This is a genomic window from Mesorhizobium sp. M1217 (genome assembly GCF_040318275.1).
GTDB lineage: Bacteria > Pseudomonadota > Alphaproteobacteria > Rhizobiales > Rhizobiaceae > Mesorhizobium.
Map to the genome: position 1 here is coordinate 272,505 of NZ_JAMYMA010000006.1, position 20,603 is coordinate 293,107.

22 protein-coding genes are annotated in these 20,603 nt (G+C 64.1%); 11 read left to right on the forward strand and 11 right to left on the reverse strand.

Annotated elements, in window-relative coordinates; translation table 11 throughout:
• Positions 1 to 19 precede the first annotated feature (19 nt).
• A complete protein-coding gene (locus NKH37_RS12970; RefSeq protein WP_502895810.1) occupies positions 20 to 571 on the reverse strand; it encodes an isochorismatase family protein in 552 nt (183 codons plus the stop codon).
• A gap of 204 nt (positions 572 to 775) precedes the next feature.
• Here NKH37_RS12970 and NKH37_RS12975 point away from each other — a divergent pair, with 204 nt between their 5' ends.
• Entirely contained in the window at positions 776 to 1,327 is a 552-nt protein-coding gene (locus tag NKH37_RS12975) for a DUF4019 domain-containing protein (RefSeq protein WP_352496063.1), read from the forward strand.
• Positions 1,328 to 1,544: 217 nt separating this feature from the next.
• Here NKH37_RS12975 and NKH37_RS12980 read toward each other — a convergent pair whose 3' ends face one another.
• Positions 1,545 to 2,450, reverse strand: coding sequence for a LysR family transcriptional regulator (locus NKH37_RS12980; RefSeq protein WP_353003737.1), 906 nt, complete (start codon positions 2,448 to 2,450; stop codon positions 1,545 to 1,547).
• Positions 2,451 to 2,550: 100 nt separating this feature from the next.
• Between NKH37_RS12980 and NKH37_RS12985 the strand changes: the two genes are divergently transcribed.
• The 3 genes from NKH37_RS12985 to NKH37_RS12995 all read left to right on the forward strand — a co-directional run bounded on the left by NKH37_RS12985 (position 2,551) and on the right by NKH37_RS12995 (position 4,091).
• The gene (locus NKH37_RS12985; RefSeq protein ID WP_353003525.1) at positions 2,551 to 3,291 is read left to right on the forward strand and encodes an SDR family oxidoreductase; all 741 of its coding nucleotides are present in this window, start codon (positions 2,551 to 2,553) and stop codon (positions 3,289 to 3,291) included.
• Between the two features lie 34 nt (positions 3,292 to 3,325).
• The gene (locus NKH37_RS12990; protein ID WP_292656388.1) at positions 3,326 to 3,529 is read left to right on the forward strand and encodes a tautomerase family protein; all 204 of its coding nucleotides are present in this window, start codon (positions 3,326 to 3,328) and stop codon (positions 3,527 to 3,529) included.
• A gap of 97 nt (positions 3,530 to 3,626) precedes the next feature.
• Positions 3,627 to 4,091 (forward strand): GFA family protein, encoded by a 465-nt coding sequence (locus NKH37_RS12995; RefSeq protein ID WP_352481634.1) that lies wholly within the window; start codon positions 3,627 to 3,629, stop codon positions 4,089 to 4,091.
• A gap of 39 nt (positions 4,092 to 4,130) precedes the next feature.
• Here the strand turns inward: NKH37_RS12995 and NKH37_RS13000 are convergent, their stop codons facing one another.
• From NKH37_RS13000 to NKH37_RS13025, 6 genes are all read right to left on the reverse strand, one after another.
• On the reverse strand, positions 4,131 to 4,901 hold the full coding sequence (locus NKH37_RS13000; protein ID WP_352496062.1) for an exodeoxyribonuclease III: 771 nt from the start codon (positions 4,899 to 4,901) through the stop codon (positions 4,131 to 4,133).
• A 9-nt stretch (positions 4,902 to 4,910) separates the two neighbouring features.
• Positions 4,911 to 5,555 (reverse strand): alpha/beta hydrolase family protein, encoded by a 645-nt coding sequence (locus NKH37_RS13005; RefSeq protein WP_352496061.1) that lies wholly within the window; start codon positions 5,553 to 5,555, stop codon positions 4,911 to 4,913.
• Between the two features lie 215 nt (positions 5,556 to 5,770).
• Entirely contained in the window at positions 5,771 to 6,865 is a 1,095-nt protein-coding gene (locus NKH37_RS13010) for a tetratricopeptide repeat protein (RefSeq protein WP_352481636.1), read from the reverse strand.
• Positions 6,862 to 7,776: a non-homologous end joining protein Ku gene (gene ku / locus NKH37_RS13015; protein ID WP_023718114.1), complete on the reverse strand. Its 915-nt coding sequence runs from the start codon at positions 7,774 to 7,776 to the stop codon at positions 6,862 to 6,864. The genes NKH37_RS13010 and ku overlap by 4 nt, the downstream gene beginning before the upstream one ends.
• A 220-nt stretch (positions 7,777 to 7,996) precedes the next feature.
• Positions 7,997 to 10,483, reverse strand: coding sequence for a DNA ligase D (gene ligD / locus NKH37_RS13020; RefSeq protein ID WP_352589671.1), 2,487 nt, complete (start codon positions 10,481 to 10,483; stop codon positions 7,997 to 7,999).
• A gap of 155 nt (positions 10,484 to 10,638) precedes the next feature.
• The gene (locus NKH37_RS13025) at positions 10,639 to 10,863 is read right to left on the reverse strand and encodes a hypothetical protein (protein WP_023718112.1); all 225 of its coding nucleotides are present in this window, start codon (positions 10,861 to 10,863) and stop codon (positions 10,639 to 10,641) included.
• Between the two features lie 185 nt (positions 10,864 to 11,048).
• Between NKH37_RS13025 and NKH37_RS13030 the strand changes: the two genes are divergently transcribed.
• The 6 genes from NKH37_RS13030 (at position 11,049) to NKH37_RS13055 (ending at position 17,305) form a co-directional block, all read left to right on the forward strand.
• Positions 11,049 to 12,056, forward strand: a complete 1,008-nt coding sequence (locus tag NKH37_RS13030) for an aldo/keto reductase (RefSeq protein ID WP_353041068.1) — start codon at positions 11,049 to 11,051, stop codon at positions 12,054 to 12,056.
• 229 nt (positions 12,057 to 12,285) lie between these two features.
• On the forward strand, positions 12,286 to 13,236 hold the full coding sequence (locus NKH37_RS13035; RefSeq protein ID WP_023718110.1) for a substrate-binding domain-containing protein: 951 nt from the start codon (positions 12,286 to 12,288) through the stop codon (positions 13,234 to 13,236).
• A 222-nt stretch (positions 13,237 to 13,458) separates the two neighbouring features.
• Positions 13,459 to 15,042 (forward strand): sugar ABC transporter ATP-binding protein, encoded by a 1,584-nt coding sequence (locus NKH37_RS13040; protein WP_353003532.1) that lies wholly within the window; start codon positions 13,459 to 13,461, stop codon positions 15,040 to 15,042.
• Positions 15,039 to 16,055: an ABC transporter permease gene (locus NKH37_RS13045; protein WP_023718108.1), complete on the forward strand. Its 1,017-nt coding sequence runs from the start codon at positions 15,039 to 15,041 to the stop codon at positions 16,053 to 16,055. Before NKH37_RS13040 ends, NKH37_RS13045 begins: the two co-directional genes overlap by 4 nt.
• A gap of 293 nt (positions 16,056 to 16,348) precedes the next feature.
• Positions 16,349 to 16,717: an endonuclease domain-containing protein gene (locus tag NKH37_RS13050; RefSeq protein WP_353003534.1), complete on the forward strand. Its 369-nt coding sequence runs from the start codon at positions 16,349 to 16,351 to the stop codon at positions 16,715 to 16,717.
• A gap of 108 nt (positions 16,718 to 16,825) precedes the next feature.
• The gene (locus NKH37_RS13055; RefSeq protein WP_023718106.1) at positions 16,826 to 17,305 is read left to right on the forward strand and encodes a GNAT family N-acetyltransferase; all 480 of its coding nucleotides are present in this window, start codon (positions 16,826 to 16,828) and stop codon (positions 17,303 to 17,305) included.
• Between the two features lie 67 nt (positions 17,306 to 17,372).
• Here the strand turns inward: NKH37_RS13055 and NKH37_RS13060 are convergent, their stop codons facing one another.
• The 3 genes from NKH37_RS13060 to NKH37_RS13070 all read right to left on the reverse strand — a co-directional run bounded on the left by NKH37_RS13060 (position 17,373) and on the right by NKH37_RS13070 (position 19,693).
• A complete protein-coding gene (locus NKH37_RS13060; RefSeq protein ID WP_023718105.1) occupies positions 17,373 to 17,585 on the reverse strand; it encodes a hypothetical protein in 213 nt (70 codons plus the stop codon).
• 102 nt (positions 17,586 to 17,687) lie between these two features.
• Positions 17,688 to 19,319: a chaperonin GroEL gene (gene groL / locus NKH37_RS13065; RefSeq protein ID WP_353041070.1), complete on the reverse strand. Its 1,632-nt coding sequence runs from the start codon at positions 19,317 to 19,319 to the stop codon at positions 17,688 to 17,690.
• Positions 19,320 to 19,378: 59 nt separating this feature from the next.
• Positions 19,379 to 19,693 carry a co-chaperone GroES gene (locus NKH37_RS13070; protein ID WP_023718103.1) on the reverse strand — a complete coding sequence of 105 codons (315 nt, stop codon included), beginning with the start codon at positions 19,691 to 19,693 and terminating at the stop codon, positions 19,379 to 19,381.
• A 288-nt stretch (positions 19,694 to 19,981) separates the two neighbouring features.
• Here NKH37_RS13070 and NKH37_RS13075 point away from each other — a divergent pair, with 288 nt between their 5' ends.
• The gene (locus NKH37_RS13075; RefSeq protein ID WP_023718102.1) at positions 19,982 to 20,251 is read left to right on the forward strand and encodes an usg protein; all 270 of its coding nucleotides are present in this window, start codon (positions 19,982 to 19,984) and stop codon (positions 20,249 to 20,251) included.
• The last annotated feature ends 352 nt before the right edge of the window (positions 20,252 to 20,603 follow it).

Genomic DNA, 20,603 nt, shown 5'->3' on the forward strand with positions numbered 1-20,603 from the left:
CTGCCGAATGAGCCGGCGATCAGCTATCGGTAAGGGCCTTTGTCGTCGCCAGCTTGACCCCGGCGGCGGCAAATGCCGCATTGTGCCGGACGATGATCTCCGCCGCGGTCTCGCTGGTGGTGTCGAGCGTGCTGTGGGCGTCGGAAAGCACGGTGACGCCCAGGCCCGCCGCAAAGGCGCCCTTCACCGTGGCCGCCACGCAAAAATCGGTCTGCGCGCCGATCAGAATGACCTCGCCGGCGCCCTGCCCGACTACCCATTCTGCAAGCGCGGCATTGCTGAACGCGTCGCCGACACGCTTGGCGAAAATCGGCTCGTCCTCGGCCTGGCCGAGCGCCGGCCACACCGGCCAGCCCGGCTCACCCGGCGCCAGAGGATCGCCCTGCGGGCCGTCGTGCCTGATGAAGGCGATCTTGCGCCCGCTCCGCCGTGCCCATTCGATCAGCGCGCGGGTCCGGGCAACCATGCCGTCGGCATCATAGATCGGCGGTTCGGCAACGCCGTCGAACATGCCGGTCTGAAGATCGATCACGATGAGCGGCGCAGTGGCCGCGGGGCTGGTCCCTGACATAGCTTTTTATAGCACGAGGGCGGAGCTGATCAAGGATCAGGGCCGCGATCACGCGCAGCGCAATGGCAGGTGGCTGGAGTTCCGTGACAGTCCGCTTGCAGCAGCGCTAACATAGCGCGCTATTGGGATGTGGGTCAGTTCGAAATTCTGGCTATCGGCCGTGACCGGATTGCATTCGTGGCAAGCTCCTGCGACGAAATTCCCATGACACATGCAGCCGTAGCTTTCCTTGCGATCGTGACTTCGGTGTTGGTTGCGATCCTACCCGCACAATCGCAAGAGTGGACGCCCTCGGAGGACGCGGTTCGAGATGCAACGGAAACGGTTGGTCGCTATTTCCTTTCGCTCGATAACCAAGAGTATGGGCGGGCATACGAAATGATGACTGATACCGCGAAAGCTTCGATCCCATCGAACGCCTTCGTGGAGCAAAGTAAAGATTTTCATTCTCAAGCCGGCGCTGTGCGCGAGCGCCGGCTACTCAAATTCACGTGGTTGAAGGACCCAGCGAATGCTGCCTTTCCTGGCGTTTATGCCGCGGTCGACATAGCGGCGAAGTTTGAAAACATCGATCGTTACTGCGGCTATATTGTCCTCTATCAGCGGCCGTCAGGTGGACATTTTCGAGTCATGCGGATCGAAAGCAACTTCATCGACAACGCTGCCGCGAAAAGCATTGAAAAGACCCAATCGAAACTCGAATTGGATCGAGCATGGGCCGAGTTGTCGGCTAACTGTCCGAATTTTCCATCGTGAACGTGAGGCGCGGTCCGTTTTTGTACGTTCCGCGACCATCGGCTTTCGGCTTCCCTCGCTTCGATCAGCGCAACGATGTCGGTGATCTCCTACAGTTTGCCGGCCCTTGGACGCGAACGCAGCGAGAGCGCAGCTTAGGTCCTCACCCAACCCCGCCCGTCACGGCATATCTCGTTCCGATCGCCCTTCGCAAAGTAGCCGGCGGCCCGGTGCACGATCACACCCGGCCCGATGTCCCATCCTCGCCAAAAATCCCGGTCACCCAGTCGATGAACACGCGTACCCGCGGCGCGAGTTGGCGGTTCTGCGGGTAGAGCGCCGACAGTGGTGTCGGCGACGGCGGGTAATCCGGCAGCACTTCGACAAGCGTGCCGCGTGCGAAATCCCCGGCGAAGCGGTAGTGCGGCGCCTGCACCAGGCCGAAGCCGAGACGCGCCAGCTCCGCCATCGTGTCGGAGCCGTTGACCGTCACCCGGTTGGGCAGCGTGACATAGCGCAACGCGCCGCCAACGGTGAATTCGAGCGGCATGACCTCGCCGGTCCGCGACGAGCGGAAGCCGACCATCAGATGGCCTTCGAGATCGTCGGGGGTTGCCGGCATGCCGTGCTTTTCGAGATAGGCGAGGCTGGCGCAGGTGACTTCGCGCAATGTTGCCACCCGCCGCACGATCATGCCGCTGTCGGCCTGTTCGCCGGAACGCAGCACGCAGTCGATGCCCTCGCGCACCAGATCGACCAGCCGGTCGCCGTCGCCGATATGCAGGTCGATCCCGGGGTAGCGGTCGAGGAACTCGGAGAGCCGCGGCAGGATGAAATGACGGGCCATGAAGCCGTGCACGTCGATCCTCAAAAGGCCCTGCGGCTGCGCCGATTGAAAGCCGGCCTCGGCATCCTCGACATCGGCAAGGATGGCGAGGCAGCGCTGGTAATAGGCCTGGCCGTCCAACGTCGGGGTGACATGGCGCGTGGTGCGTTCGAGCAGCCTCACCCCCAGCCGCGCCTCTAGGTCCTTGATCGCCTCGGTGGCGGTCGATCGCGACATCGAGAGATCGGCGGCAGCCGCGGTGAAGCTGCCGCGCTCGATCACACGGGCAAGCAGGCGCATCCGGTCGAGACTGTCCATCGCCATTGTTCGCCATATCCGAATGGTGTTGGCAAGTCCCGAGCGATTATCCCGCAGGATTTATCGCCTATTTTCAGCCGACAAGAATTGGAGAGCTGACATGACTGCGCGGAATGGAAAGGTGGCGTTGGTGACCGGCGCCTCGAAGGGTATCGGTGCCGAAATTGCCAGGCGCCTGGCACGCGACGGCTTTTCGGTCGTCGTCAACTATGCCAGAGGCGCAGAAGCCGCCGAAGGCGTGGTGCGCGAGATCGAGGCGGCAGGCGGCACGGCGATCGCAGTTCAAGCCGATGTCGGTGATCCCAAGGGGGTCGCGCATCTGTTCGACGCAGCCGAGCAGGCCTTTGGCGGCCTCGACGTGCTGGTCAACAATGCCGGCATCATGAAGCTCGCGCCGATCGCGCAGACGGACGACGCCGGTTTCGAGCAACAGGTCGCGGTGAACCTCGGCGGCGTCTTCCGCGGCATGCGCGAGGCCGCAAGGCGGCTGCGCGAGGGCGGCCGCATCATCAGCTTCTCGTCCAGCGTGGTCGGGCTCTACCAGTCGAGCTACGGTGTCTACGCTGCCACCAAGGCCGGCGTCGAGGCGATGACGCATGTGCTGGCCAAGGAACTCGGGCCGCGCGGCATCACCGTCAATGCCGTGGCGCCGGGGCCGGTGGCCACCGATCTGTTCCTCGGCGGCAAGTCCGAGGCACTGGTCGAGACGATCACCAGGATGATCCCGCTCGGGCGGCTCGGCCAGCCCGCCGACATCGCCGGCGTGGTGTCGTTCCTCGCCGGACCGGACAGCGGCTGGGTCAACGGCCAGGTGCTGCGCGCCAATGGTGGCACGGTCTGACTTTACCTCCAACAGCCAACAGGAAATCGACATCATGCCGTTTGCAAATTTCAAGGTGCCTGAGCGCGCGCTGTCCGCCGGACAAAAGGAAGACCTGGTCCACAAGACCACAGCCCTGTTCGTCGAGATGTTCGGCGAAGGCGTGCGCCCCTACACGATGGTGCTGATCGAGGAGGTCGCCGATGGCGGCTACGGCCGCGCCGACGTGGTGTTCACGATTCCTGGGGGAAGGACGTGAAGCTGCCGATCTCCTCCCTTCTGGGACCCTCAAGGGTGAGATTGCAGCTTGGCGGTCGCGCGCTAGATCGCTGGCAGAGGCTAAGGCGAGGCCAGCGATGGACGATTGGAAGCTACCTTGGGACGGCGGTTGCTTGTGCGGTGGAATACGCTTTCGCATCAGCGCGCCGCCCTTGCTGACGACGGCGTGTCACTGCACCGGCTGCCAGAAGCTGAGCGCCAGCGCGTATTCCCTGACCATCGCCGTGCCCAGCGACGGTTTCGCCATAACGCAAGGCGAGCCGGTGGTCGGCGGCCTGCACGGCCCGCACCGGCAGCTCTATTGCCCGCACTGCAAGAACTGGATGTTCACGCGTCCGCATGGCCTGGATTTCCTTGTCAACGTGCGCGCGACCATGCTGGACGAGCACCATTGGTATGTGCCCTTCGTCGAAGTCTTCACTTCGGAAAAGCTGCCCTGGGCTTCGACCGCCGCTACCTACAGTTTCGCTACTCAGCCCGACCTTGAGGGATACGCCCCTTTGATCGAGGCGTTCGCCCGCGAAGCGGCGCGGCCAACCTGACTGGTTGCCGCCCGGAAAGGCGGCGCCAGCTTTCGTGCCTCACTTCAACTCCAGCCAGACCGGCGCGTGGTCGCTGGCGCCGACCTCGCCGCGCACGTCGCGGTCGATGCCCGCCGCTACCAGCCGGCGCGACAGCTTCTTGCTGAGCAAGATATGGTCGAGGCGCAGGCCGGCATCGCGCGGCCAGCGGTTGCGGCGATAGTCCCAGAATGTGTAGAGCGTCTCCGTCGGGTGCTTCTTGCGCAGCGCATCAAGCCAGCCCTGGTCGAGCAGCCGCTGGAACGATGCCCGGCTTTCCGGCTGCACCAGTGCATTGTCGTCATAGGAGCGGGTCGGGTAGATGTCGCGCGGCTCGGGCACGATGTTGTAGTCGCCGGCCAGCACCACCGGCAGGCCGGTGTCGAGCAACTGCGCCGCATGCGTCTCCAGCCTTTCGTGCCAGGCCAGCTTGTACTGGAATTTCGGGCCGGGCTGCGGATTGCCGTTCGGCGCGTAGAGGCAGGCGACGACGATGCCGTTGACCGCCGCTTCGATGTAGCGCGCCTGCTGGTCGCCGTCGTCGCCGGGCAGCGCCTCGCGGGTCAGCACCGGCTCCGAGCCACGCGAAAGGATGGCGACGCCGTTCCAGGTCGGCTGCCCGACCCACACCGCCCCGTAGCCGGCCGCCGCAAGCGCGGTGCGCGGAAACTGCGTCTGCCTGGCCTTGAGCTCCTGCAGGCAGGCGATGTCGGGTTTGGCGGCGGCCAGCCATGCGAGCAGGTTTGGCAGCCGGCCGTTGATGTTGTTGACGTTGAAGGTGGCGATCTTCATCGGCCTGCTTCAGCGCACGATCCGTTCGGTCCACGCCTTCACTGCATCAGCCAGCGTCTTCAGATGATCGGCGGTGGAGAAGCCGGAGATGTTTTTGCGCGGCTTCAGATCATGGTCGCCGTCTTCCAGCCAGAAGATCTCGATTGCGTCGGACAGAGCATAGGTCGCGACCTCGTCTTTGGTCCCGAACTCGTCGCGCGTGCCCTGGAAGACCAATGTCGGCGTCTTCAGATCGGCGAGATGCTTCGTCCGAAGCTGTGTCGGTTTGCCCGGCGGATGGAAGGGATAGCCAAGGCAAAGCAGGCCCGAGATCTCGCCCTTCGAAAACATCTCCTCGGCGATCATCGAAGCGACGCGTCCGCCCATCGACTTGCCGCCGATGATCAGCGGACCCTTCACGCCCTTCGCCCGGAGGTCGGCGATTGCCTTGACGTATTCGGGGTTCACCGTCTCGGCGCGCGGCGGCGGCTTGCGATGGCCGTAGCGGCGGGCCGCCATGTAGTGGAACTCGAAGCGCGCAACGCGGAAGCCGGCCTCGGCCAGCGCTTTTGCCGTCGCGGTCATCGAGGGCGAATCCATCGGCGCCCCGGCGCCATGGGCGAGCAGGATGGTGATTGGGGCGGTGTCGGGGCCGTCGAAGAGGAAGGTCGTCATGGGGTGGCCCGCAGATGAAGGCCGAGTTCCTTCGCACCCCCCTCTGTCCCGCCGGACATCTCCCCCTCAAGGGGGGAGATTGGATGACGTCTGCGTTTTCGCCAACCACCAAAGCTGAAAGGCACGCGGGGCGCCGAAGCTGCCGATCTCCCCCCTTGCGGGGGAGATGTCCGGCAGGACAGAGGGGGGTGTTCAAGCGCAGGCATTGGATTACCTCACCCCGCCGACATCCGCGCCAGCTGCAAATCGACGAACTGGATACCCTTGGCCGCCATACGTGCCCATTCGGAATCCGCGTCGAGTTCGAGGTAGCGCGCCCAGTTCCGCCGCGCTTCGGCTAGATTGCCGGCGTCGAACTCCAGCCTCGCAAGGTTGAACACCGCATCGGCGTACTTCGCATCTAGCGAAATCGCCTTCAGCAGATGCCGCCGAGCCGACGCCACCCGCCCCTCTTCGCTCATCAGCCCGGCCAGATTGAACCATGCCTCGACGAACACCGGGTCGCACTTGATGGCGCGGGCATAGTCGTGCGCCGCCTCGGCCGCGTGGCCGGAGGCGCGCAGGCAGTTGGCGCGGTTGAAGGCGGCGATGGCATCGCTCGGGTCGATGGCTAGGCAGCGCTGGTAGAGTGCCGCGGCCTGCTCGTGGTCTTCAGCCTCTTCCGCCGCCTCGGCATCGGCGAACAGCTCTTCCAGCGTGTCGTCATCCTGCGTTCCCAGATCGAACAGCAGCTGGCCGTTGACTTCGCTCTGGCCGCCCTCGAGATAGATCGCGTCGGCCCGCCCGTGCTGCGAGCCGACATTGAGCGATTTGGCGGTGAGCGAGGCGATCGGGCCGGAGCGATGCACCGACCGCACGATCGCCCCCCATGAGGCGCCGCCGGCGACCAGCCCGGCATATTTGCGGGCGAGGATCAGGTCGCGGAAGGAATACGGTTCGCAATCATGCTCGAAGGCGTCGAACAGCGACAAAAGGTCGAGATCGGCGCCGGTCAGCCGCGACTGATCGATCAGCGACTGCCGCGACAGCGTCGAGGCTTCCGGTGCCTTCATCAACCCGAGCAGCCGCAGGAAGCCGTTCTCGCTGACCAGCCTGCGCCCGGCTGCACGTTCCGCAGCGACGCGGCGCTCGATCTCGATGTCGCCGGCCCTGGCGAGCAACATGCGGCCCAACACGACATGCGTGGTGCGCCGAGTGACGCCGCGCCGCAACTGGCCGTGCTGGCGCGCGACCTCGCGCGCCGCCAGCCTGAGCGGAAAGGCCGCCAGCGCGCCGACGATGCCGAAGACCGTGCCGGCAAGAGCCGTCACGCCTTGCTCTTGCCGACGGCTTTGAGAAGGTTCGCCTTGAGCGGGTTTTCCTTGGCCGCGCCAGCGCCGGCCTTGGCGGATTTCGCCGCAGGCTTGGCCGTTTCATCGGCCTTGCTCTTCGATTTGGCCGGCGGCTTGGCCGATTGCGACAGGCTCGCCTTCAGCGCATCCATGAGATTGATGACGTTGCCGCGCTCAGGCGCCGCCGCGATGATCGGCTTGTGGCCCTTGAGCTTCTCGCGGATCATCGTCATCAACGCGATCTCGTAGCGGTCCTCGTAATTCTTCGGATCGAAGGTGGTTTCCTTCTGCTTGATCAGCGCTTCGGCCAATTGCAGCATTTCCGGATCGGGGTTTCCGGCCGGGATATTGCCGAAATATTCAGCCGTGCCACGCACTTCGTTCGGATTCCTCAAGGTGCAGACGAACATGCCGTTCTCGCGCGCGCCGATCGTCACCACGCGCTCGCGGCTGGACAGCACGAGGCGGGCGATCGCCAGCTTGCCGGATTTGCGCATCGCTTCGCGCAACACGGCAAAGGTCTCCTCGGCCATTGCGCCATCCGGCGCCAGGTAATAGGGCGCGTCCTGGTAGATGACGTCGACCGAACGCTCGTCGACAAAGGCCTCGATGTTCATCGTATGGTTGGATTCGATGCGCACCGCGTCGAGATCGGTATCGTCGATGATGATGTATTGCTTGTCCTCGTATTCGTAGCCCTTGACCAGGTCCGAACGCTCGACCAACCCGAGTTCAGGGTCGACCGGCTTCATGTTGATGCGGTTGTGCGTCTTCTTGTGCAGCTGGTTGAAGCTGATGCGCTCGCTGGCACTGGTCGCCGGATAGAGCCGGACCGGACAGCTGACCAGACTGAGCTTGAGGTAACCTTTCCAACTTGCCCTGGGCGCCATGAAATACTCCTACGCGGCCTTGTGCTGTCGAACTGTTCGCAGCGCTGTTTCGTCCGGAGGACGAATGCGGCTGCCGAAATCCTACATTGCCCCTTACAATACCGGCAAATCCCTAGCGAAATCTTCCTCCGCTGGGAGCCGCCTGCAGGCAAGAGGTCCGTGGCGAAGAATAATTCAAATTTTCCGGAGCGTCGATGGAGTCTGGGCCGCGCTCGCAGAACTACGTCGCGGTGCCTATCGCCGGCAAATCCCTGGCGAAATCTTCCATGTCGGCCCAAGGGTCGCCTGACGTCGCCAGAAGGCCCGGCAGCGAGGAATAATTCAGATCCTGCGGAGCATCGATGGATTCCAGATCGCTCCAGCTGACCGGCGTCGAGGCCGGCAAATTGGTGCGGGCGCGCAGTGAATAGGGAGCCGCCGAGGTGTGGCCGCGCGCATTGCGGTGAAAATCGATGAAGATGCGCCGCTTGCGGTTGTCCTTGCCCATGGTGGTGGTGAAAGTGTCGGGCGCGGTGGCGGCAAGATGCGTGGAGATGGCGCTGGTCGCCTGGTGCAGTTTCTTCCAGTTCTGCTTTTGCGTCACCGGCACGGTGATGTGGATGCCGTGCCCCCCGGAGGTCTTGGCGAACGGCACCAGCCCTAGCGCTTCCAGCTCGCCCTTAATGTGCACCGCCGCCTCAACCACCTCGCGCCAGGCGATCCCTTCGCCCGGGTCGAGGTCGAAAACGATCAGGTCCGGCTTGTCGAGCCGCGTGCGATGGGTGCCCCAAGTGTGGAACTCGACGACGCCGAACTGCGCCAGAGCCAGATAGCCCTTGGCGTCTTCCACCGAGAGATAGGATTTGGTCTCGCCCTCCGAATTCGTCGCCTCGAAGGTCGCCACCGAGGAAGGCATGCCGGTGAAGGCGTGGCGCTGGAAGAAACAGTCCTGCGGCTTGCCGGTCGGGCAGCGCACCAGCGAGACCGGCCGGCCGAGAATGTGCGGCAGCATGAAATCGCCGACCAGCGCGTAATAGACGGCGATGTCGAGCTTGGTCGGGCCGGTCTTGCCGAACAGCCGCCGCGTCGGGTTGGTCACCCAGATTGTGGCGAGGTCGGCCTCGGCGATCAGCCGCTTGCGCTTGGCCGAAACCGGCGTCGACAGGCCGACGTCACGCAGGCCGCGGAACACGGCATGGCGCAGCGCATTGTCGGTGGTCCGGTTGGCGTAATGGATATGCGCCGAAAGCAGCGGCCGCACCCAGTTCATCTCGCGCATGATCTCGCGCGGAACGCCCTCGGGCGCGGATGCACCGGCCCGCAACGGCTCCAGCCGCGCCAGCAATTCGCCTGCGGTCGCGGCATCGAAGCCGGTGCCGACCTTGCCGCGATAGTGCAGCTCGCCGTCTTCGAATTCGCCGAGGCCAAGTGCAGCGAGTCCCTCGGCCGCGTCGGAGACGGTGTAGCCAGCGATGACAAAGTCGCCGGTCTGGAGCGCCTTGGTCTTGGTCCAGGTTTTGGTGCGGCCGCTCTGGTAGACCGCCGTGGCGCGTTTCGACACCACACCCTCCAGCCCCATCTCGGATGCCTGGTCATAGAGCGCCTGGCCGTCGCCTTCGACATGATCGCTGAGCTGGATGGCGGAGTTGGCGCCGAGACCGGACAGAAGTTGCGAAAGCAGCGCCTTGCGCCGCCGAAGCGGCGCTTTTGTCAGGTCCCAGCCGTCGAGATAGACGAGGTCGAAAGCGTAGAAGTGAAGCTTGTTGCCGGCGCCTTCGGCCAGCGCGTCCTGCAAAAGCGCAAAGCGGCTGATGCCCTTGGCGTCGAGCGCGACGACCTCGCCGTCGATGATCGCCTCCCGGCACGGCAGCCTGGCGAAGGCAAGCGGCAGGTCGCCATAGCGCTTCGTCCAGTCGAGGCCGGCGCGGGTGATCAGCCTGACCGCACCGTCGGCCAGGTGCGCCATGGTGCGGTAGCCGTCGAACTTGATCTCGTGCAGCCATTCCTCTCCAGTATCCTCACCGCCCGGCGGCTTGGCCACGGAGGTCGCCAGCTGCGGCTCGATCCGGGAAGGCGGCGGCGCCTTGACGGCGCCCGGCAAAGCGCCGGGTTTCAGCACCACCGGCCTGACAGGTTTGGCGGCCGGCTTCGGCGGTGCCACCAGTTCCTCGATGCGACGGCCGGATTTGACGCTTTCCGGCCGGGCTTCCAGTATGTCGAGCGTGGCATCGGCGGCGAGATCGCGCTCCTTGAACAGCAGCCAGTTCTTCTTGCCCTCATCCTCGCCGGGCTTCGGTTTCAGCCGCGTCAGCATCCAGCCGCCATTGAGCTTCTCGCCGGCGAGCCGGAACTTGAAGGAGCCGGTGCGCAGGCTCTTTTCGACATCGTCCATCGGCGCCCACACGCCGGTGTCCCAGACGATCATCGGTCCGCCGCCATATTCGCCTTCGGGAATGACGCCCTCGAAATCGATATATTCGAGCGGATGGTCTTCGGTCTCGACCGCCAGCCTTTTGTCGGCCGGGTTGAGCGACGGGCCGCGCGGCACCGCCCAGCTCTTCAGCACGTCGCCGACCTGCAGGCGCAAATCATAGTGATCGGCGGTGGCGTGGTGCTTGTGGACGACGAAGCGGTTGCCTTCACCGGCAGCCAGGCCACCGGCCGGTTCCGGCGTCCTCGTGAACTCGCGCTTGGCGCGATAGGCCTTGAGCTTCGAAGGAGCTGGCATGGACTAGGCGTAGGTGGTGGGCAAAAGCAACGAGCGCAGCATCAAAATCCCATCGCAGCGGCGCTCCAATGTCACGGCATGGATCCCAGGGTCTCCGCGACGTCGCTTCGCTCCTGCTCCGCCCTGGGATGACGAAGGATGGGAGGTCACGCCGCTCAATCGTCGGTGGCCGGCGTCAATTCGAGCTCGGCCGGCGACAGGCCCTGCTGCAGCTGGCTGAGCCGGAATTCGTCGACCCAATAGGCCTCGCCGTCGACCAGCACCCGCGCACTGTAGCCGCCGGCGGAAAAACGCTGCGCGGTGATGTAGACCTTGTGGCGGTCGAGCGCCTTGCGCACCGCGGCGCGCTTGGATTTCTGGCTGGTGACGGAACTGGCCATGCTGGTTACTCACGCACAAAGCCGCAAGGCGGCATGCCTAAGGATGGCCGAGAGCGGGTCGGCTGTCAATTTGGCGGCCGCTGCGAGCCCTCGCGCGGTGGCGTCTCTCGCTCTGTGGAAACCGAGCCGGCGCGCTATATTGAACGTGGCGGCTTGGAACGCGATGCTGACCTGGAGAACTTCACATGACGTTGACGACACGCAAACTCGGCGGCCAGGGGCTGCAGGTTTCCATGATCGGCCTCGGCTGCATGGGCATGAGCCAGTCCTACGGCCCGGCCGACGAGACGGAATCGACCGCCACGCTGCACCGCGCCATCGAACTCGGCTGCACCTTCCTCGACACTGCGGAAGTCTATGGGCCGCACGCTAACGAGGAACTGCTCGGCCGCGCGCTGCAGGGCCGGCGCGATGAGGTGACGATCGCGACGAAATTCGGCTTTCGCATCGAAAACGGCAAGCAAGTCGGCACCGAGCGCGACAGCCGGCCGGAGCATATCCGCGAGGCTGTCGAAGGTTCGCTGAGGAGGCTAGCCAGCGACCACGTCGACCTCCTCTATCAGCACCGCATCGATCCGGCGGTACCGATCGAGGAGGTGGCGGGTGCTGTCGGCGAGCTGATTGCTCAGGGCAAGGTCCGCTTCTTCGGCCTCTCGGAGGCCGGCGCCGCCAATATCCGCCGGGCGCATGCCGTGCATCCGGTGTCGGCAGTGCAGAGCGAATACTCGCTGTGGGAGCGCAATCTCGAGCCGGAAATCATTCCCCTGCTGAAGGAGCTCGGCATCGGCCTGGTGCCGTTCTCGCCGCTCGGCCGCGGTTTTCTCACCGGCGATGTCAGGCGCGCCGAAGACTATCCAGAGGGCGATTACCGGCGCGGCGATCCGCGCTACCAGGGCGCCAACTATGACGCCAACATGCAGGCGGCAGCCACGGTACTCGACATCGCCGCGGCCAAGCGCGTCAAGCCAGGCCAGATCGCGCTGGCCTGGCTGCTCCACAAGGGGAGCGACTTCGGCATCGACATCGTGCCGATCCCCGGCACCAAGCGCAGAAAATATCTCGAGGAGAACGTCGCCGCGGCTTCGATCAGGCTCGACGCCGCCGAGATGCAGGTGCTCGACGACGCGCTGGCGCCGGGCAAGGTCGCCGGTCCGCGCTACGGCGAGCGCACCATGGTGATGATCGATCGGTAGGTCTTGCCTTCTCCCGTTCTTGCGCAAAGCTCCGGCCTTGGCTAGCATCCGCCGGCAGGCACCGAGCGGAGGAGAACGTCGCGGTGGACCGGCTGGAGCGCCGTTGCGTCCCTTCAAACACGAGTTGGGCGCTCGAAGGACACTCCATTTTTGAATCGACGCAAGGAACCTTCCGGAAAACCCATTCCGGTTTCGGGGTCGTGCGCTCATCTGGGAGGAGACTAAATTGATCAACAGACGTGAATTCCTGCTGTCGACCGCGGCGATGGGCGCCTTGGCGCTGGCCGCTCCGCAATTGGCTTTCGCCCAGGACAAGCTGACCATCCTCGGTTCGGTGCCGAGCCTCGGCTTTCCGTTCTTCGTGCACATGCTGAACCAGATCAAGGCTGAGGCGCAGGCGCAAGGCGTCAACCTGGTCGAGAGCGACGGCCAGAATTCGGCGCCCAAGCAGACCGCCGACATCGAGGCGGCACTGGTGCAAAAGGTCAACGCCATCGTCATCTCGCCGCTCGACGTCAACGCGCTGGCCCCAGCCATCGAGGAAGCGGTGAAGGCCGGCGTTCCCGTCGTCACTATCGACCGCCGCGTCGAGGGCGTCGAAGGCATCCTCGCCCATGTCGGCGCCGACAATGTCAAGGGCGGCGAGGCCGAAGCACAGGCCATGGTGGCGGCGTTCCCGAACGGCGCCAAGATCTTCCATCTGCAGGGCCAGCCCGGTGCCGGCCCGGCGATCGACCGCAACAAGGGTGTGCACAACGTCCTTGATCCCATGAAGGACAAGTACCAGATCATCTTCGAGCAGACCGCCAACTTCGCCCGCGCCGAGGCGCTGTCCGTCACCGAGGCCGGCCTTGCCGCCAACGGCAAGCCCGACGCGATCATCTGCGCCAATGACGACATGGCGCTTGGCGCGGTTGAAGCCTGCGCGGCGCGCAACTTCACCGACGTCAAGATCTACGGCTTCGACGCGCTTCCCGAAGCGTTGGTCGCTGTGCGCGACGGCAAGCTGGCCGGCACGGTCGAGCAATTCCCCGGCGAGCAGTCGCGCACCGCCGTGCAGATCGCGGTCGCCTACGCCAGGGACAAGACCGAGCCGAAGGAAAAGCTGGTGCTTTTGACGCCGATCGTCATCGGCAAGGACAATCTCGACAAGGCGGAGAGGCTGGGCGAGACGAAGTAGGCGAAGCCGGCGGGACAGCACCCCCCTCTGGCCTGCCGGCCATCTCCCCCTTCAAGGGGGAGATTGGATGTTACCCGGGCTTTCGCTAATTTTCGATCTTGCAGAAGAAGCGAGGCCAACGAGGCTGCCAATCTCCCCACTTGAGGGGGAGATGGCCGGCAGGACAGAGGGGGGTGCTGTCCCGCCAGCCTTGCGTACAACCGAATGATCGAGGAGCAAACTTTGCCCAAGGCAGCCGCTATTGTGCCCTCCCCCGCCCTGCTCACCGTCGAGGGCGTGACCAAGCGCTTTGCCGGCGTCACCGCGCTGAACGACGTTTCGCTCGAAGTCCGCCCCGGCGAGATACTCGGCCTGCTCGGCGAGAACGGCGCCGGCAAATCGACGCTGCTCAAGATCCTGTCCGGCGTGATGCCGCCGTCCAGCGGTCGCATCGTCTTCGACGGCGTCGAATTCAATCCGCACAATCCGCAGGATGCGAAACGCCACGGCATCGTTACCATCTACCAGGAACTGAGCCTGATCCCGACGCTGACCGTGGCGGAGAATATTTTCATCGGCCGCGCACCGCTCGGCCGGTTCGGGCTGGTCAGTTGGCGGCGAATGGAGGAAGATTCCCGCGCGATCATCGCTCGTGTCGGCCTCGATCTCGACCCGGCGACGCCGGTTTCCGCACTGTCGGTGGCCGAACAGCAGCTGGTCGAGATCGCCCGCGCGCTATCGCTGAAGAGCCGCTTGATCATCATGGACGAGCCGACCTCGGCGCTGACCGAAACCGAAGTGCACAAGCTGATGGCGATTATGGGCCGGCTGCGCAAAGACGGCGTCGCCATCATGTTCGTCACCCACCGGCTGGAGGAGGCATCGGCAATCTGCGACCGTATGACGGTGCTGCGCGACGGCAGGCTGGCCGGCCATCTCGACCGCGAAGGTGGGCCGATCAAACTGCCGAAGATCATCGAGAAGATGGTCGGCCGCGCCGCTTCCGAGCTCTATGCGAGGCCGACGCAGCGCGATGTCGCCGGCGACGTCCGGCTCTCGGTGCGCGGCCTGCGCACGGTGCGCGATCCGCAGGCGCCGCACGCCATCGTGCTCGAAGGCGTCGATCTCGACCTCAAGGCGGGCGAAATCCTCGGCGTCGCCGGGCTCGTCGGTTCCGGCCGCACCGAGCTCGCCCGCGCCATCTTCGGCGCCGACCGCATTGCCGCCGGCACCATCAGGCTCGATGGCAGGCCGATCGCGCCGGCCTCACCCGCCGATGCCATCGAGCTCGGCATCGGCCTGGTGCCGGAAGACCGCAAGCACCAGGCGATCTTCGCCGCACTCGCCATCCTCACCAATTTCTCGATCGCCGCGCTCGACCGCTACTCCAATGTCGGTTTCATGGCCGAGCGGCGCGAGCGAGAAGCGCTGGCGAACTACAGGAAGATGCTGTCGATCCGCATGGCCTCGCCCGAGCAGGCGATCGAGGGACTGTCCGGTGGCAATCAGCAGAAGGTCATCCTTGCCCGCTGGCTGGCACGCGATCCCAAGGTGCTGATCGTCGATGAACCGACGCGCGGCGTCGACGTCGGCGCCAAGGCGGAGGTTCATCAGATCCTGGTAGAGCTCGCCGCGCGCGGCATCGCCATCATGATGATCTCGTCCGAGCTGCCCGAAGTGCTTGCCGTGTCGGACAGGATCGTCACCATGCGGCGCGGGCGCATCACCGGCGAGATGCCTGGCATCGAGGCGACCGAGGAGAAACTGATGGAACTGATGGCGCTCGACCAGAAGCAGGAAGCCCAGAATCAGGAAGCAACGCAATGACCAGCACGACCGAACGGAGCCAGCGCGGCGGCGTCAATCTTGCGCGCCTGCTGATGAGCTTCGGCCCGCTGATGTTCCTGGCGGTGCTGATCGTCGTCTTCACCGTGCTGAAGCCGAGCTTCATCGACCCGATCAACCTGTTCAACATCATGCGCCAGATCTCGATCACCGGCCTGATCGCGCTAGGCATGACCTTCGTTATCCTCACCGCCGGCATCGACCTGTCGGTCGGCTCGCTGCTCGCCTTCTGCGGCATGGTCGCGGCGGTGGTGGCCAAGGGCGGCACCGCCAACACGCTGTCGCTGTCGACAACGGGCACGCTGGGCTATGGCTGGTTCGCCGCCCTTCTCGCCGCCGTCGTCGTCGGCGCCGTGGCCGGCGGTGTCCAGGGCTTTGCCATCACCAGGCTGAAAGTACCGCCCTTCGTCGTCACGCTCGGCGGCCTCACCGTGTTTCGCGGCCTAACGCTGACGATCTCCAATGGCGGCCCGATCTCCGGCTTCGACGCCTCGATGCGCTGGTTCGGTACCGGCCTGATCGGCCCGGTGCCGGTGCCGGCGATCATCTTCGCGATTGCCGCAATCCTGTGCCACATCGTGCTGCGCTACACGCGCTACGGTCGCGCCGTCTACGCCGTCGGCGGCAATGCCGAGGCCGCGCGGCTCTCCGGCCTGCGCGTCGACCGCATCCTGATCTCGGTCTACATCATCGTCGGCTTCTTCGCCGGCCTTGCCGCCTTCGTTTTGTCGGCGCGGCTCAACTCCTCCGAAGCCGTCGCCGGCATCGGCTACGAGCTGACGGTGATCTCGGCGGTCGTCATCGGCGGCACCTCGCTGTTCGGCGGCATCGGCAGCGTCGGCGGCACGGTGGTCGGTGCAGGGCTGATCGGCGTCCTGCAGAACGGGCTGCAATTCAACAACGTCTCGTCATACACGCAAAGCATCGTCATCGGCCTGATCCTCATCCTCGCCGTCGCCTTCGACCGCTGGCTGAAATCGCGGGTAAGGCGGTGATGGCGGGGGCGACGATTTTCGCTGCAAGGCAGCAAGAGGTTGGCGAAAGCGCTGGCAACAGCCAATCTCCCCCCTTGCGGGGGAGATGTCCGGCAGGACAGAGGGGGGTGGGAAGGATCGCCAACGTCTCAATGTAAGCCGCTTCCAAGCCCATTCCAGCAGGAGGATTAGACTGCAAATGGCTGACAAGCTGGCGGGACAGCACCCCCTCTGCCCTGCCGGGCATCTCCCCCGCAAGGGGGGAGATCGGCCGTCACCCATGACTTCGCCAATCACGAAGACAGGAGCGCCTAGTGGGGCACGATCTCGTTCCGTCACGCCAGCGCAAGAATGCAAAATCCATGCGTCGCGCGATGACCGACGCCGAGCTGAAACTGTGGAATGAGCTTCGCGCGCATCGGCTCATGGATTTGAGCTTTCGCCAGCAGGTGCCGATTGGACCCTACATTGTGGATTTTGCCTGCCCGACGCACGGCCTCATCGTCGAGGTCGATGGCAGCCAGCACGCCGACGTTGAGCACACCGAGCGGGATAGGATACGCAGCGCCTATTTGGAGAGCAGCGGCTGGACTATCCTGCGCTTCTGGAACGACGACGTCATTCGCGATATCGACAATGTCTGCCAGCACATAGTCATGACGGCCGGCGCGGATGTGCGCTGAACTCGGCCGTGCAGGATCGGCGGGACAGCACCTCTCTGTCCTGCCGATCATCTCCGCTCAAAAGGGGCAGGTTTCTGAGGCGAGGTGCCAATGACCCAAATAAGAACCATGACCGAACAGGACGTGCCCTCGGTATCGCGGCTGCTGGGCCAATCCTGGCGCCACACCTATTCGCCAATCCTGGGTGCCGAGACCACGGCACGGCTGTCGGATGAGAAGCACGCGCCGGAGCGGCTGGTGACCGAGCTCGGGGACGACAGCAAGATGTGGTTCGTGGCCGAGCGGGCGGACGGCTCGCTCGCCGGCTACGCGATGGCCGCGATGGGCAACAAGGGCGATGTCATGCTCGAGCGGCTCCATATCGACAAAAGCGAGTACGGCACCGGGCTGGCGGCCGATCTTTTGCACGCGGTTCTTGCAGCGCATGCGGGGATTCCCAGCATCGCGCTGGAGGTGATCGAGGGCAACGACCGGGCAATCGCCTTTTATCGCAAGCACGGTTTCGAAGTGGTCGAGCGCCGGCCGGCTGCACACGGGGTGGGCGGCCACGCCTCGCTGATTATGCGCCGGTTACTACCGATGGCTTAGAGCGCTGTCGGCGAAGCTGCCAATTTCCCCACTAGAGCAGGCAATCGCGCATCCGCGCCGCGATCATTTACGCTCCTTCCTTGCCGGCTCCCACGCGTTGAGCCGACAAAAACATCAGCGTGTAGGCAGCCTTGCGGCGGTCCCAGCCGGCCGACTCGGCCATATCCAGCAGGCCGTCGACCAAAGGCGCCAGCGCCGCCCTGCAATCGGTTTCATAGTTGAAATCGTTCTTCGGGCGGGTCGGCGCCGCGATCTTCCCAAAACTGTCCGTCATATCCATGGCAACACCTGCTCAGCATTCGACCCGAACCGGCAAGCCCGTGCCCGCGTTGGCGGACACGGCCCATCTGCCGTTTCGAAATCTCGCTTTGAAAGCCTGATCTTAGAAGTCCATGCCGCCACCGCCGGGCATCGGAGGCATGGGCGTTTCCTTCTTCGGCTTCTCGGCCACCATCGCCTCGGTCGTCACCAGCAGGCCGGCAACAGAGGCGGCACCCTGCAGCGCAGTGCGAACGACCTTGGCCGGATCGATGACGCCCTGCCCGTACAGGTCGCCGAACTCGTTGGTCTGGGCGTTCCAGCCATAGCCGAAGTCGGTCGTCTCGCGCAGCTTGCCGACGATGATCGAACCTTCCGCACCGGCGTTCTCGGCGATCTGGCGCACCGGCGCTTCGATGGCGCGACGCACGATGTCGACACCGGTCTTCTGATCGGGATTGTCGACGACAACGTTATCGAGCGCCTTCGCCGCCCTCAGCAGCGCCACGCCGCCGCCGGGCAGGATACCCTCCTCGACCGCCGCGCGTGTGGCATGCATGGCGTCGTCGACGCGATCCTTGCGCTCCTTGACCTCGATCTCGGTCGAGCCTCCGACGCGGATGACGGCGACACCGCCAGCGAGCTTGGCTAACCGCTCCTGCAGCTTCTCGCGGTCGTAGTCGGAGGTGGTTTCCTCGATCTGCGCCTTGATTTGGCTGATGCGCGCCTGGATTTCATCCTTGCGGCCGGCACCGTCGACGATGGTGGTGTTCTCCTTCTCGATCAGCACCTTCTTGGCGCGGCCGAGCATCTCCAGCGTGACGCTCTCGAGCTTGATGCCGAGGTCTTCCGAGATCGCCGTGCCGCCGGTCAGGATGGCGATGTCTTCGAGCATGGCCTTACGGCGGTCACCGAAGCCCGGCGCCTTGACGGCCGCAACCTTCAGGCCGCCGCGCAATTTGTTGACGACCAGCGTCGCCAGCGCCTCGCCTTCGACGTCCTCGGCGATGATCAACAGCGGCTTGCCGGATTGCACGGCGGCTTCGAGCACAGGAAGCATGGCCTGCAGGTTGGACAGCTTCTTCTCGTGGATCAGCACATAGGGTTCTTCGAGTTCGACGCGCATCTTATCCTGGTTGGTGATGAAATAGGGCGAGAGGTAGCCACGGTCGAACTGCATGCCTTCGACCACTTCCAACTCAGTCTCAGCGGTCTTGGCTTCCTCGACAGTGATGACACCCTCATTGCCAACCCTTTCCATCGCCTCTGCGAGGAAGCGGCCGATCTCGGCATCGCCATTGGCAGAGATGGCGGCGACCTGGGCGATCTCGTCGTTCCTGGTCACCTTGCGGGCATTGGATTTCAGGTCGGCGACGACGGCGTCGACCGCCTTGTCGATGCCGCGCTTCAAATCCATCGGGTTCATGCCGGCAGCGACCGCCTTGGCCCCTTCCCTGACGATGGCCTGAGCAAGAATCGTCGCGGTCGTGGTGCCATCGCCTGCGGTGTCGCTGGTCTTCGAGGCGACCTCGCGCACCATCTGCGCGCCCATGTTCTCGAACTTGTCCTCGAGCTCGATTTCTTTGGCGACAGTCACGCCGTCCTTGGTGATGCGCGGCGCGCCGAACGACTTATCGAAGACGACATTGCGGCCCTTTGGACCGAGCGTTACCTTCACCGCATTGGCGAGAATATCGACGCCGCGCAGCATTTTCTCGCGGGCTTCGGTATGAAATTTCACATCTTTGGCAGCCATTGGATCACTCCTTCGAATAGGCAGCTTTTCGTTGACTGGAATGCTTGTTCAGGCCCCCCTCAGGCAGCCCTCTTCATCTCGCCGGCGCCCTCGATAACGCCCAGCACGTCGCTCTCTTTCATGATGAGCAGATCCTCGCCATTGAGCTTGATCTCGGTGCCGGACCATTTGCCAAACAGGATGCGGTCGCCGACCTTGACATCGAGCGGCTGCAATTGGCCGCTGTCGTCGCGCGCACCGGGGCCGGCGGCAATGACCTCGCCCTCCTGCGGCTTCTCCTTGGCAGTGTCGGGGATGATGATGCCGCCGGCGGTCTTCTCGTCGACCTCGATACGGCGGACCAGGATACGGTCGTGCAATGGACGGAACGTCATGTCGTTCTCCTCTCGGGACAAACAGATTTTCGAAGATCCTCCTGACCGGACCGGCAATATCGGCCCGGCACGGGGTGCGCGACCCCTTCATCAGGCATCGCGCGCATACGAACTAGTCGCGCTTTTTTCTGCTTTCAAGAGGGTCACGCAAAAATTTTAGCACTCGACCAATGAGAGTGCCAATGTACTGTAATTGCTTGCACATTCGTCGCTCTCCCGACGCGACTGGAACCTATGTGGAACAAGAGGCGTTTTCGCGGACGGAGATTTCAACGGAAGGAAGATTGCATGACCAGCAGGGACTTTCAGCTCCAGATGCAAGGGTTTGGCCTCACCACGGCGGAGATCCATTACCGCCTACCCGATCATCGAAGCCTGCTGCAGCTCTATATCTGGCAGGAATACGATATCGCCCCTGATTTCCCGACGCTGAAGCATTTCCTTGATTTCTGGGAGCGCGAGATCGAAGGCCCGTTGCATTCGGTGCGCGTCGCCCATCATCACCTGATCCAGCCCTCCGAATGGCGGGCCGTAAACGGCATCATCACCGTCCACTGAAGAGCAAGCCGATCAGCCGCTAGTGGTCAGAATCTGACACTTGGTATCCGGTTGGGCGGTCGGTTCAGGGATTCAAGGCGGTTAGCAAATCCTGTGTGGAGCGCGGAGCAACGCGACTTCGCGACGGAGTGGCGGAGCTAACCGAAGCGGATCGTGTCCGGAACGGGTCTTCGGCTTACGCGTTGCAACATGGAGGCGACGGCGGGCGTGCCTCACGACGCGCGGTTGCGTCCCATCCACTTGTTGCCGCGATTGGACATGCGAAGCGCGCCGAAGTCATCGCAGAAACGCCCATACATTCGTCATGTCCGCGGCGATGGCAGTGCTGGCACCACGTCGATCCAAAGGAAAG

Excerpts from the sequence above, each read along its gene's own strand:
- NKH37_RS12970 (WP_502895810.1), bottom strand. The coding sequence starts at position 571 with ATGTCAGGGACCAGCCCCGCGGCCACTGCGCCGCTCATCGTGATCGAT.
- NKH37_RS12975 (WP_352496063.1), top strand. The coding sequence starts at position 776 with ATGACACATGCAGCCGTAGCTTTCCTTGCGATCGTGACTTCGGTGTTG.
- NKH37_RS12980 (WP_353003737.1), bottom strand. The coding sequence starts at position 2,450 with ATGGACAGTCTCGACCGGATGCGCCTGCTTGCCCGTGTGATCGAGCGC.
- NKH37_RS12985 (WP_353003525.1), top strand. The coding sequence starts at position 2,551 with ATGACTGCGCGGAATGGAAAGGTGGCGTTGGTGACCGGCGCCTCGAAG.
- NKH37_RS12990 (WP_292656388.1), top strand. The coding sequence starts at position 3,326 with ATGCCGTTTGCAAATTTCAAGGTGCCTGAGCGCGCGCTGTCCGCCGGA.
- NKH37_RS12995 (WP_352481634.1), top strand. The coding sequence starts at position 3,627 with ATGGACGATTGGAAGCTACCTTGGGACGGCGGTTGCTTGTGCGGTGGA.
- NKH37_RS13000 (WP_352496062.1), bottom strand. The coding sequence starts at position 4,901 with ATGAAGATCGCCACCTTCAACGTCAACAACATCAACGGCCGGCTGCCA.
- NKH37_RS13005 (WP_352496061.1), bottom strand. The coding sequence starts at position 5,555 with ATGACGACCTTCCTCTTCGACGGCCCCGACACCGCCCCAATCACCATC.
- ku (WP_023718114.1), bottom strand. The coding sequence starts at position 7,776 with ATGGCGCCCAGGGCAAGTTGGAAAGGTTACCTCAAGCTCAGTCTGGTC.
- ligD (WP_352589671.1), bottom strand. The coding sequence starts at position 10,483 with ATGCCAGCTCCTTCGAAGCTCAAGGCCTATCGCGCCAAGCGCGAGTTC.
- NKH37_RS13025 (WP_023718112.1), bottom strand. The coding sequence starts at position 10,863 with ATGGCCAGTTCCGTCACCAGCCAGAAATCCAAGCGCGCCGCGGTGCGC.
- NKH37_RS13030 (WP_353041068.1), top strand. The coding sequence starts at position 11,049 with ATGACGTTGACGACACGCAAACTCGGCGGCCAGGGGCTGCAGGTTTCC.
- NKH37_RS13045 (WP_023718108.1), top strand. The coding sequence starts at position 15,039 with ATGACCAGCACGACCGAACGGAGCCAGCGCGGCGGCGTCAATCTTGCG.
- NKH37_RS13055 (WP_023718106.1), top strand. The coding sequence starts at position 16,826 with ATGACCGAACAGGACGTGCCCTCGGTATCGCGGCTGCTGGGCCAATCC.
- NKH37_RS13060 (WP_023718105.1), bottom strand. The coding sequence starts at position 17,585 with ATGGATATGACGGACAGTTTTGGGAAGATCGCGGCGCCGACCCGCCCG.
- groL (WP_353041070.1), bottom strand. The coding sequence starts at position 19,319 with ATGGCTGCCAAAGATGTGAAATTTCATACCGAAGCCCGCGAGAAAATG.
- NKH37_RS13070 (WP_023718103.1), bottom strand. The coding sequence starts at position 19,693 with ATGACGTTCCGTCCATTGCACGACCGTATCCTGGTCCGCCGTATCGAG.
- NKH37_RS13075 (WP_023718102.1), top strand. The coding sequence starts at position 19,982 with ATGACCAGCAGGGACTTTCAGCTCCAGATGCAAGGGTTTGGCCTCACC.